The following is a 12,542-nucleotide window of genomic DNA, read 5'->3' on the forward strand; positions in this document are numbered from 1 at the left end:
TATATTGAGGCATACCGTTGTCATTAGTTGTCGCACTTTGTTGTCGTAAATTATTATTCACATTACCATTAACTGCTTGTGCTCGCCTAGTTGCCTCTTGATAATCCCCAACACGTTGCTTAGCCATACCTAAATAACCTTGCGCATCATTAAGTTGTTGATTCGCTAAGTCTAATCCTTGACTCGCAATCTCTACCCCTCTATTAATTTTAGGGAATGTCTGAGGAATATCATCTGCTGCTACATTCACTAATTTCTGAATGTTAGGCATATATTCATTCAATGCGAGAATGAGTTTTGCTTTTTGATTTAAAGAAGGAATCGCTGCATTGACATCATTTAATTTTTGTTGAGCATTTAAAATATCATCTTTATAGGTATCTAAATCACGGAATTGATTCGCATATTGATCAAGCTGATCTTGATGATCATTAAGATAAACAATTCTATCTGCAATTTTATTCAATTTAGGTAAAGATTGATGGGCAGTATAGACTGCATTTTTAATTTTATCGATAGTTGGTACTTCGTCTTCAATTTGAAGACCTACTTTATTTGCTGCTTTCAATAATGCTTTCGTTACAGTAGTATTAAATTGTTTATTGGCTTCATCAACAATAATTGTCGAACCGGTATCAGTCATTTTAGGGGCGACAGCATTAATTTTTTGGTTCACTTTATATGTAATATCTGCTTTTTCCGGATGTTTACGAAGTGTTCCCGTAATTTGATGTGTAAATTTCTTAGGTATATAAATTCCTGCATAATATTTACCCATTCGTATTTCATGATCTGCTTTCTCCCGACTGACAAATTGCCAATCAAATTTATCATTGTTCTTCAATGTGTCTTCGAGCGTATTACCTACATTAATTTTCTTACCTCGAATTTTATCGCCTTGGTCTTCGTTTACAACTGCCACTTTAATATGACCTGTATTACTATATGGATCCCACATTGCCCATAAATTAAACCATGCGTAAAATGAAGGTAAAATTGCCAAACCGCCTAGAATTACCCAAGCAGCAGGTGTTTTAGCGACACGCTTTAAGTCTGTCAAAAATAGTTTAAACGCGTTCTTCATTTTCACTCTCCTAAAAATGAAATATTAAGAATTTATATCAATATGATTTAAAACATTGTTTTTTATATCGTAGAATTAGTATAATACTTTTATCACGAATGCCATAATTAGTTGATATACGTCAACAATTAAAATGGTACTCATGCATTATAGCAGAAAATAATTTTAGCGACAAAACTAATGCTACGTTAAAATACGATAGAAATCGTCTGACTTAAGACGGATTTATAAAATATATTATACAAAATTAAGGAGCGTTTATTGATGTCGAAGCAAAAATTTATGATATATTTGCTAACTACAACTCTGGTTTTACCAACATTTACATCTAGTGTTGCTCAAGCTGAAGAGAATACAAAAGAAACTAAAACATCTGAATCAAATAATGAGGATTCAACTTCTACATCAGAAACAACACGTACTGAAAGCAATGAAACTCCATCTTCAGAAGATTCAACTTCTGATAGCTCTGATAATAAAAAGCCAGACTCTCAGTCAAAAGAAAGTCAATCAGACACAGTTTCAAATGAAGATGCCTCTTCTCATTCTAAACCATCATCAACACATTCGAAAAATAATCGTTCATCTAATACTAAAGATGAAGATACGTATCATACACCCTTATCTGTATTTAACATGAATGATTCAAATCATTCATTCTCATCAAATTTTTTAGATCCTAGTCACTTTGAAAATGGCTTTAGTTTAACAAGTTTGATTTCATCTTTATTCCATTTTGATGATGATATTTCTAAATATGAACATGTTGAAAGTGATTCATCTTCATCTAATACTAATGATGACAAAAATGCAACGAATACAACTTCTTCAGATGAAGATAGTACTGAATCATCACATCAACACACAACAATCGATGCATCACCTCAAGACTCATCTGACAAGTCAAATAGTCATACCACATCATCAAATCAATCTGATGTACTAACAGAAAATAATCAATCAGATCAACCGTCTGAGTCATCATTTAGATATAGTAACAGTAATAACAATCATTCAACTGATGATTCTAGCGTAAGCAAAGCTTTAGATTCATTGAATCAATTAGCTTCCGATTTAAATGATTCTAATACTAATGAGTCATCGACATCTGAAAGTAGCAATCAATCAACATCACAGCAAACAACAAACAACACAACATCTCAAACCGCTCAGGAAGAGCAAGCAACATCTAACAAAGATCGTCAACAATCAGAGGATGTACTAGATGCGCTTCTTGATAAATATAGTGATAAAGCACAACAAACTCATAAAGACTATACATCATCTAAAAAAGACAGCACATCTCAAGCATCACAAAATGAAGATTCAAAAAAAGATACATCAACAACTCAAGACCAACTAGACACAAATAAAAACAATCCACAATTACCAACGGAGAAACAACTAAAACATAAACAAGAAGCACCACAATCATTTGAAAATGATTTTAAACAAAGTAATACACGTGCTATAAGTTTATTCCAAGATGTACCAAGATTAGATGGGAATAATGTTACTAATGGAAACATGGCAGTGGTAGAAAATAAAGCAACACGTGAATTTATTACATCTATTGCTAAAGATGCGCATAAAATTGGTCAAGATAATGATATTTATGCTTCTGTAATGATTGCGCAAGCCATTTTAGAATCAAGTTCAGGTAATAGTTCACTTGCACAAGCACCAAACTACAATTTATTCGGCATGAAAGGTAGTTATAAAGGCGCTTCAGTTAACTTTAATACACTTGAAGCTAGTAGCGATAATCATATATTTAGTATTAATGCTGGTTTCCGTAAATATCCAAATCTTAAAGCGTCACTAAAAGATTATGCTCATTTAATTAAACATGGTATTGACGGTAATCCTACAATTTATAAATCATCTTGGAAAAATGTTGCTCCAACTTATCGTTCAGCAACACGTCATTTAAGCCAAACATATGCGACTGATCCAAACTATGCAACGAAATTAAATAGCTTAATTGAACATTATAATTTAACTGATTTTGATAAGAAACATATGCCTGATTTAGATAAATATTCAAAATCAACAGGAAGTAATGGCACAGATGTTTCAGGAAGTGCATTTAAGCCATTTTCAATTTCAGATGTTTCTTCACCATATCCATATGGTCAATGTACTTGGTATGTGTACGAACGTGTTCAACAATTTGATAAACATGTAGGCGGTCAATGGGGCGATGCACATAACTGGGATAATAGTGCTGAAGACGCAGGTTATAGTGTAAGCACAACACCTAAAAATCATACAGCAGTTGTATTTGAAGCAGGTCAATCTGGAGCAAGTGCATTATATGGTCACGTTGCTTTTGTTGAAAAAGTCAATGATGATGGCTCAATCATTATTTCAGAATCAAATGTAAAAGGATTGGGTATTGTATCCTATCGTCAAATTGATGCGGATACTGCCTCATCTTTACACTATATTCAACCTAAATAAATGCACAACAAAAGCCATTGAGTTTCAAAAATTTGAAACTCAATGGCTTTTTTATTATGAATATACTAATACTTGGGCAACTAATAAGCCACCGCCAAAGATAAATACAAAAACGACAATTGGCCATACAAATTTAAACCAATGTGAATATTTCATATCCAACATTTGTAATGTAGCCATAATCAATCCTGTTGGTGCTAAAAATAGCATCGCATATTGTCCAAATTGATACGCTGTAACAATCACAAATCGAGGAATACCTACTGTATCAGCAAGTGGTGCAAATATTGGCATGGCAAGTACAGCCAATCCTGATGATGAAGGAATAATAAATCCTAGGAAGAAAAAGATAATCAATAATACAAGAATAAACAGTGGGCCATTCGCATGTTTTACGAGTGATGATGAAAAATTTAACACTGTATCTGAAATCAGCCCATCATTCATAATCCTATTAATACCACGTGCAAGACCAATGATTAATGATACGCCTACTAAGCTTGATGCACCATTAACAAATGCATCGACCACTTTTTTCTCACCTAAGCCATTCTTACCTAATGCGACAATAAGCATAATCACAATGGTAAAGGCTAAAAACATAGACGCCATAATCGGGAACCACCATCCCTGAGTCATGACGCCCCAAACCATAATTGGGAAGGGCAAGATAAAGAGTATTAAAATAATTTTTTCACGTAAGGTAAAGATACTGTCTTCACTATTATTCTTAATCACTGACCATTGTCGTTCAAACTTCACTTTATCATCATAAGTGTATGATCGTTTCGGATTTTTTTTAATGCGTTTTGCATACCAATATAAATATCCTATCGTAAAGATGGTTGCTACAATAAGTCCAGCAATACGCCAATACAATCCATCTACAAAGGTTGTTCCTGCGGCATTAGAGGCGATGACTACTGAAAAAGGGTTAACGGTTGAAAACGTACTCCCAATAGAACTCGCCAGGAAAATAGACCCTACACATATAATAGAGTCATAGCCCATCGCTATAAAGATAGGTACCAACACTGGATAGAAAGCGACCGCTTCTTCTTCAATGCCACATAACGTTCCACCTAAAATCATTAAGATAGATACCATAAAGACCAGTAAAAATTCATGTCCTTTAGTTTTTTTAGTTAATGCTAATAATCCCGATTCAAAAGCACCACTCGTTTGTACGACGCCTATTAAACCACCAAGCACAAGAATAAATACCATGACATCGACAGCTTCAATCGTTCCATTTACCATACTTGTCGTAATTTGATCGGGACCCGCTGGCTTTTGTTTCAAGCGCTCGTAAGTTCCAGGAATCGATATCGGTTTATTGATAGCACCTGATTTAAATTGGTTCACATCAATTTTGACACCTAATTTATCAAGTTGATTTTGTGTCCCTGGGACTGTCGTTGTTTTATGATGTGCATCGACAATCTTAAATTCATGCGCTCCTGCATTATAAGAAAGCTTAGAATACGCACCTGCTGGCACAATCCAAGTTGCTAACACTGCAATAATGGTTAAAATAAATAATATTGTAAATGCACCAGGCATTTTTAATCGAAACCGTTTTTTCTCTTTGTTATCAGATACTGTATGAGATACACCTTCACCGTGTTCCATGCTCCCCACCCCTTTAATCTTAATCACTTCAATATGTACTACGTCATAATTACAATTGAGTCATTTTAAAATTGTTTTTTCACACTTTAAGTTTATGTCTAATGCATATGACATTCAATGATGATGTAAAGTAAATTGATTACTATTCATACTTTGGATACATCTTTTACATATGTTGAGTTGTCCATTTTAGTGCAACAACTCAATATATAAAAATAGAGTAAATAATTAATGTTCAATGGCATTAATTATTTACTCATAATTATTTTTGGTTTAGTTATTAGATTGATGATGTTTACGACGACTGAACCATACAAGCGCACCGCCTGCAATAGCAATCACTGCTGCAATCGGAATCCAGTTTTTCTTAATAGCTTCACCTGTTGCAGGTAATGATAAATTTCCATCACTATTAAATAAACCGCTAAGTAAACCATCATCGCCTAAATGACCTAATGATAAGCCTTGTGTTGGATTAGGAATATCACTTATACCGTCAAGTAAGCTGTTTCCATTTGTTAATCCATCAAGCAAACTACTACCTGAAGGAAGATTGCCTAATAAATGACTTCCAGTTAAACCACCTAGTAAATCTAATCCATTACCTAATAGATTGGAACCGAGATTGGAACCACTTGTGTTACCCGTAATACGATCTAATAATGATGGTCGATTTACAATTGGATCAAGAATATAGTTTAATCTATTTTTGGCTTGACCTAAGCTATTTTGAAGTTGTAATAAGTCATTGGCTTTACCGTTAATTGTACTTTTCACTAAATCCAAAGCATTCGCTTTATCAGATTGTACTCTTGAAATAATATCAGCTAAAGCGTTCGCTTTTGCTTGGTTTAATTTTGTTGCTAACATTGTTTCAATGGCTTGTTTACGATTAGACGTTTTATCTAAAATATCATTTAAAATATCATCACTAGACACAAGCCCATGTTGATTAAATGCTTGTTTTAAGCGATCAACAATTTGTGAATTTGTTAAATGGTCATTGGCTAATCGTTTCGCAATAGTAGCCGCTTCATTTTGGCCTAAACGTGTAGATAAAATTGTTTTTAATAAATCCTCTTTATTAGTAGCTTGTTCTAACATAGATTTTAAAATGTCATCACTTGTTGTTGAAGTTAATCCATCAATTTGTTTCATAATCTGATCTGCAATTTGTTTGTCAGACTGCCCTTTTGTTTTAATATTTTTCAAGATGTGTTGCGCTTCATTTTTACTAAACACACTGTTTAATATATCTTCAGCTGCATGTTGTTTGTCAGACGCTTGTTGCAAACGATTAAGAATAATATCACGGTTATTCTCTATATTTTTACGTACAGTTTCAATGTCATTATCAATAGCTTGTTTATCTTTTTTCGCTAAATCAGCTTGATTTTGAATTTTATCACGTAAATCAGATAATTGATCTAATTTACGATTGATATATAAATGACTGGCATCATCTTTACTATTTTCAATTTTAGCAATAGCTTGATTAATTTTTTCAGTTTCAGATAATTGGTGATTCACTTTATCGAATTGGTGATGTCGTGCATCTGTATCTAAGTCTTGATCTTTATGAGTATCGTTTAATTTAGCTAATCCATCTAATATATGATGGTTTGAATTAGAATGTGTTGTATTTTCTGTTGTTGGCGCATCTTGAATGCTAGATGATTCAGTTGTCTCCTCTTCTGTACTATTTTCATCACTTGGTAATTGATTTGAATCGTTTTCTTTTGAACTTTCGATGTCTTTTTTAGCACTATCAATATCATTTTTAATACTATCTAATTTATCAACAATAGACGTTTCTGATTTAGAAGAGGTTGTTTGGTTTGAAGGTTTCTCTGTTGTTGGCACTTCTTTTGGTGATTCTTCCGTAGTAGGTTCCTCTTTCGTTACTTCATCAGTTGTGTTTTCAGAAGTATTTGATTCAGAAGACGAGGATTCATTTGATGTTGTTGCATCTTTTTGTTGACCGCTATCAACTTTATTAGATAAAGTATCTAGATCTGATACGATGTTATCTAATTCATTTGATATATTAGATGTATTATCAGCAGAAGTGTCGTTACTTGTTGTAGACTTTTCTTCTTCTTCTGTTGAAGCATCTTGAGTGCTAGATGATTCAGTGCTATTATCCTTGTTTGAAACGTCAGTTGTGTTTTCTTGTGCTGTTACTTTATTTTCTTTTTTCGCTTCTTTGATTATATCTTTAATTTCATTCTGATTTTTAGCACTTTCAATATCTTCTTTATAACTTTTTAACTCAACTGCACTTAAATGTTTTAGTTGCTTAATGTCTTTTTTCGCTTTATTCATTGCATCTTGTAAATCTTTTTGAACATGTGTTGTAGTTTCAGAAGTTGCTGTTTCTGCATCTTGTGTTGCTGCAAATGCATCTTTAGTAAACCCGTAACCTACAAGTGAACTACTTAATATTAAAGCTGAACATGACACTTTTAAATACGAACTTAGCTTCGACATTTTACGATTTTTGTTTTGCGTATTTTTATTCATTAATGCCACCCTTTTTTTAGTGATATTCCATTTCATTATATAACATTTTACATAAAACTTGAATGTCTTATTATATTTTTATTTATTCGTTTTAATCAAAGATTAAACATCATTAACTATTATATTTTTAAGCGTTTTATATTCATTTTTCGAATATTCGTTACCTCTACTGAATACTGATATTGACCTGTTAAATCAATCAGCGATAAAAACTTATTGTGTCCTGCGCCTGTATCTATAGATAATTCATTTTTATTTTTATAAATCTCGTCTTTCTTTAATCCATAGCGATTATTCGGTACATGACCATGAACTAAATATTTATTTTTAGGAATCTGACGATTAAGCGAATGTGAATAATGTCCAGTAGTATATTCTTTAATCTGCTTATTCAAAGGTTTATTGGTATCTATTCCTGCATGTGCAAAAATATAATTACCAATCACTTCAACAGCAGATAATTCACGTAAGAACGGATGCCAACGCTTAATCTTTTTATCTTTACTATTTAACCAGCGCATTTCATGATTACCTGCTAAAGCAAGCGCACCACGTCGTTTTAACCTTTTAACTAATTTTAATGTTCCAAATGAATCCGGTCCATTATTGACATAATCCCCCATAAGTACGAGCTGATCTTTTTTTGGATTATATTTTGCTCGTTTTAAAAGTATGGCAAGGGCTTTTCGATGTCCATGAATATCAGAAATCACAAGTAGTCTTTCTGACATGTAAATCTCTCCTTAAATGTAAATGCTTTATGTTGTAAGATTTGTTAAGCAACATTGTTATTACCCTCAATTTTTAATTTAATACATGAGAGCGTAACAAAATTTTTATTCAATCCTCTACTGATAATACTGTATATTCCATTATAATGTATCAACATTAACTAACTTTAAACAATTTATTAACGTAACCTCAAAATTCTTTCTTTAATATAAACAATAGAATAGAAAAAATTTATATATTTTGGGGAATTAATTTATGAATACAAAACAAATGATGATTTTTAAAAATTTTGTTGAATTGCAGAATGAAAATGCTGTTGCTGAAAAACTGGGGATAACGCAACCAACTGTAACATTTCATCTAAAAAATTTAAATAACGAACTTGGAATACCCTTATATTTTAAAAAAGGGAAATGTTTCAATTTAACAGATGCTGGAGACTTACTTTATCGTAATTCTAATAAAATGCTAAATTTAATTGATGAAACAACACATATGATTGAAGAATTCAAACAATCCAAACGTGGGACTTTACGCGTTGGAGCAAGTCATGCACCTATTTATAGTATTCTTCCTAGCACTTTAAAAAAATATATGCATGATTATCCAAATATTGATATGAATTTAATTGTAGATACTGCTCCTATGATACTAAAGAAAATAAAAGATAGAGAGATTGATATCGGCGTTATTTCAGAAAAAGGATTCAATGAAAAAGAATTGAAAGTGAAACGTCTTCAAGAAAATCCACTTGTTATCGCAATGGATAAAAGACATCCTTTGGCTTCAAAAACAGATATTTCATTAGAAGATTTAAATGCGTATCGTTTCATTATTCATAGTAGTGGTTCAACACGAGAAAGTATTGATGATTGGCGAAAAAACAATTTTATTGATTTAAATGTTCATATGGAATCAAATAGTATTAGTAGTATATTAACCATTATTAAAGATTCTAATTATCTGAGTCTTGTAAGTCAAAGCACCTTATTCCATCATCCTAATATTATTGGCAAGTCATTAAAAGAAGGCCCACCTTCAAGTTATATCTCTATCGTTTACCGGGCAGATCATCATCTCACTGCTCTTATTCAAAACTTTATGACATTAATCTATTCTTTAAAAAATGAAAGTATTTAGACGTCAATGAGATGAAAAGATCATTTATATAACCAAAGGAGTAGAAAACAATTCTTGTAGAATTCATTTTCTACTCCTTTTAATTATTTTATTAAATGTAAATTTATTATAAATTTTATTAATAAATAACTATAAAAATGATAACATTTTTACATTATATTAATAAATCGCTATAAAAATTTGTCTGTTCCTAATATAATAAAATTAAGAGAACACCGTTTTCATCAATTTTGATATGAAGGAGGCTGAGTTGATGCTTATACTTTCTATTATTTTACTAGTAGTTGGTATCATACTCATCTCTATTAGTAGCTTCGTCGCATATAGACAAGATATTGATCTTAGAGAAAAAATATATTTACCTGGCGTTTTATTTGTACTCATTGGTGCAATTTGTCTTATCGGATATTTCGTAGCTTAAATTTATACATATCATAAAGAGAAGGATAACGAATTTTAAATGAATGTTATCCTTCTCTTTTTTATGCTCCTCCTCACTTCTTCTATAAAAAAACAACAATTTTAATAAAATGTTGCATTTTCCAACATCTTAAATTTTTTAATGGTACACATATAATCAAACTCTTGTTAAATTATAAAATACGTTCTATTAACGTACATTGTCTAATAACGCTATTTTAACAATAAAAGGAGGTATTATATTGGCAAATCTATTATATAAACTTGGTACATTTATCGCTAAGCATAAATGGCTAAGTATTATTATATGGTTAGTCGTACTTGGTGTAGTGATTGCGCCTCTATTAGTTACTTCACCAAAATTTGATAGTGATATCAAAATGAATGGATTAAAATCCATTGATACGAATGATAAAATCAGTAAAGAATTTCATCAAGACAGTGAAAAAGCGTCCATGAAGATTGTCTTTCATTCAAATAAAGAGGATGGATTGAAAGATAAAACAACGAAAAAAGACATAGAGGATGCCTTAGATAATATTAAACAAGATGATGATTATATACAAAACATTTCTAATCCATATGAGTCGGGACAGGTCAATAGTGAAGGCGATACAGCTATTGCTAATATCAGCTATGTTGTCCCTCAAACAAGTATGCAAGATTCATCTAAAAAGATAGTAAATAAAGCACTTCAAGATATTAAAGATAATCACAACATTCAAATTGAAAAAACAACTGGTATGTCAATGGGCTCTGAACCTGGTGGTGTTTCTGAAATAGTAGGTATCGTAGTTGCTTTCATTATTTTACTTATCACATTTGGCTCTCTTATTGCAGCAGGTATGCCAATTATTAGTGCGATTCTTGGTTTAGTAACAAGTGTCGGTATGATTTCATTACTTACATTTATGTTTGACATTCCAAACTTCACATTAACACTAGCTGTAATGATTGGCTTAGCGGTAGGTATTGACTATTCTTTATTTATTCTATTTAGATATAAAGAAATTAAAAAATCAGGTACTGCCACGGTAGAAGCAATTGGTAAAGCAGTAGGTACTGCAGGTAGTGCTGTTATCTTTGCTGGTATTACAGTAATGATGGCAGTGTGTGGTTTATCACTAGTAGGCATTGATTTCTTAGCAATTATGGGATTTGCTTCAGCTATTAGTGTGTTATTCGCTGTTTTAGCAGCCTTAACATTACTTCCTGCATTAATTAGTATTTTCCATAAAAGTATTAAAATTAAAAATAAGCCTACTAAAAATAAAGACCCTAAACATCATCCATGGGCTAAATTCGTTGTAGGTAAACCTGTGCTTGCAACGATTATTAGTTTAGTGATTCTTATTCTAGCTATCATTCCAATCACAGGCATGCGTCTTGGTATTCCTGATGACAGTCTTAAACCAAACGATTCTTCTGAGCATAAAGCGTATCAACTGATTTCAGATAATTTTGGTGAAGGCTATAACGGACAAATTGTAATGTTAGTGAATACTAAAGATGGTGGAAGTAAAACATCAATTGAAAATGATTTAAGTAATATGCGTAGAGATATAGAAGATTTAGATAATGTAGATACAGTATCTAAAGCACAATTGAATGGTAATAATCACTATGCTATCTTTACGATTATTCCAAATGAAGGTCCAAACGCTAAATCTACCACAGATCTTGTATATGAATTGAGAGATTATCACAAAGATGCCGAAGATAAATATCATTATGACACTGAGATTTCTGGTCAAAGCGTCATTAATATCGATATGTCAGAAAAACTGAATGATGCTATCCCAGTATTCGCTAGCGTTATCGTTATACTAGCATTTATTTTACTTATGATTGTATTTAGATCTATCCTTGTACCATTAAAAGCAGTACTTGGATTTGTCTTATCATTAATGGCAACCCTTGGATTTACAACCTTAGTCATGCAAGATGGTGTGATGAGTGGTCTATTTGGTGTAGACAATACAGGTCCATTACTTGCCTTTTTACCTGTTATTACAATCGGTTTATTATTCGGATTAGCCATTGACTATGAATTATTCTTAATGACACGTGTTCATGAAGAATACAGCAAAACTGGAGATAATGATCACTCTATTCGCGTAGGTATTAAAGAAAGTGGTCCAGTTATCGTTGCCGCTGCATTAATTATGTTCAGTGTGTTTATTGCCTTTATCTTCCAAGATGATACTGCAATTAAATCAATGGGTCTTTCTCTTGCATTTGGTGTATTATTTGATGCTTTTATTGTCAGAATGACATTAATTCCTGCTTTAACTAAATTATTCGGTAATGCATCTTGGTACTTACCGAAATGGTTAGGTGTTATATTACCTAAAATTGATGTTGAAGGTAAAGCATTAGAAGAACATCATGAATCTTCTACTTCTAATTACAAACATTCAGAGGCCCCTCGTTATAGAGAATTCGTTGATACACAAGATGTATCTTATCAACATCAAAATCGCAGCTATGCTACCCATTCTAATAATTATAATGCATATGATGATGTTGATTACGAAGCTTTATATAC

At 32.0% G+C, this 12,542-nt stretch carries 7 protein-coding genes and 1 pseudogene; 4 read left to right on the plus strand and 4 right to left on the minus strand.

Features of this window, described 5'->3' with window-relative positions:
- Nucleotides 1-1,084 (minus strand): YhgE/Pip domain-containing protein (locus tag HMPREF2647_RS11405; protein ID WP_256326475.1); only part of this gene is annotated, 1,084 nt, incomplete at its 3' end.
- 264 nt (nt 1,085-1,348) lie between these two features.
- Between HMPREF2647_RS11405 and HMPREF2647_RS01090 the strand changes: the two genes are divergently transcribed.
- Nucleotides 1,349-3,547 carry an amidase domain-containing protein gene (locus HMPREF2647_RS01090; RefSeq protein ID WP_070859340.1) on the plus strand — a complete coding sequence of 733 codons (2,199 nt, stop codon included), beginning with the start codon at nt 1,349-1,351 and terminating at the stop codon, nt 3,545-3,547.
- Nucleotides 3,548-3,601: 54 nt separating this feature from the next.
- Here the strand turns inward: HMPREF2647_RS01090 and HMPREF2647_RS01095 are convergent, their stop codons facing one another.
- From HMPREF2647_RS01095 to HMPREF2647_RS01105, 3 genes are all read right to left on the minus strand, one after another.
- On the minus strand, nt 3,602-5,179 hold the full coding sequence (locus HMPREF2647_RS01095; RefSeq protein ID WP_049335181.1) for a YfcC family protein: 1,578 nt from the start codon (nt 5,177-5,179) through the stop codon (nt 3,602-3,604).
- 273 nt (nt 5,180-5,452) lie between these two features.
- A complete protein-coding gene (locus HMPREF2647_RS01100) occupies nt 5,453-7,702 on the minus strand; it encodes an LPXTG cell wall anchor domain-containing protein (protein WP_070859342.1) in 2,250 nt (749 codons plus the stop codon).
- Nucleotides 7,703-7,821: 119 nt separating this feature from the next.
- Nucleotides 7,822-8,433 (minus strand): metallophosphoesterase, encoded by a 612-nt coding sequence (locus tag HMPREF2647_RS01105; protein WP_070859344.1) that lies wholly within the window; start codon nt 8,431-8,433, stop codon nt 7,822-7,824.
- A gap of 256 nt (nt 8,434-8,689) precedes the next feature.
- On the opposite strand from HMPREF2647_RS01105, the gene HMPREF2647_RS01110 reads away from it, so the two are divergent.
- From HMPREF2647_RS01110 to HMPREF2647_RS01115, 3 genes and pseudogenes are all read left to right on the plus strand, one after another.
- Nucleotides 8,690-9,574, plus strand: a complete 885-nt coding sequence (locus HMPREF2647_RS01110; RefSeq protein ID WP_070549265.1) for a LysR family transcriptional regulator — start codon at nt 8,690-8,692, stop codon at nt 9,572-9,574.
- A 253-nt stretch (nt 9,575-9,827) separates the two neighbouring features.
- Complete coding sequence (locus tag HMPREF2647_RS11250; protein ID WP_002449294.1) at nt 9,828-9,995, plus strand: hypothetical protein; 168 nt, start codon at nt 9,828-9,830, stop codon at nt 9,993-9,995.
- Between the two features lie 241 nt (nt 9,996-10,236).
- Nucleotides 10,237-12,394 (plus strand): annotated as a pseudogene (locus HMPREF2647_RS01115) (MMPL family transporter); the annotation flags it as partial.
- Nucleotides 12,395-12,542 lie beyond the last annotated feature (148 nt).

It is taken from the genome of Staphylococcus sp. HMSC035D11 (genome assembly GCF_001836075.1).
In the GTDB taxonomy this organism is placed as follows: domain Bacteria; phylum Bacillota; class Bacilli; order Staphylococcales; family Staphylococcaceae; genus Staphylococcus; species Staphylococcus hominis.

Bases quoted from the DNA above. Each gene is read 5' to 3' on its own strand.
- HMPREF2647_RS01090 (WP_070859340.1), top strand. From the start codon at position 1,349: ATGTCGAAGCAAAAATTTATGATATATTTGCTAACTACAACTCTGGTT.
- HMPREF2647_RS01095 (WP_049335181.1), bottom strand. From the start codon at position 5,179: ATGGAACACGGTGAAGGTGTATCTCATACAGTATCTGATAACAAAGAG.
- HMPREF2647_RS01100 (WP_070859342.1), bottom strand. From the start codon at position 7,702: ATGAATAAAAATACGCAAAACAAAAATCGTAAAATGTCGAAGCTAAGT.
- HMPREF2647_RS01105 (WP_070859344.1), bottom strand. From the start codon at position 8,433: ATGTCAGAAAGACTACTTGTGATTTCTGATATTCATGGACATCGAAAA.
- HMPREF2647_RS01110 (WP_070549265.1), top strand. From the start codon at position 8,690: ATGAATACAAAACAAATGATGATTTTTAAAAATTTTGTTGAATTGCAG.
- HMPREF2647_RS11250 (WP_002449294.1), top strand. From the start codon at position 9,828: ATGCTTATACTTTCTATTATTTTACTAGTAGTTGGTATCATACTCATC.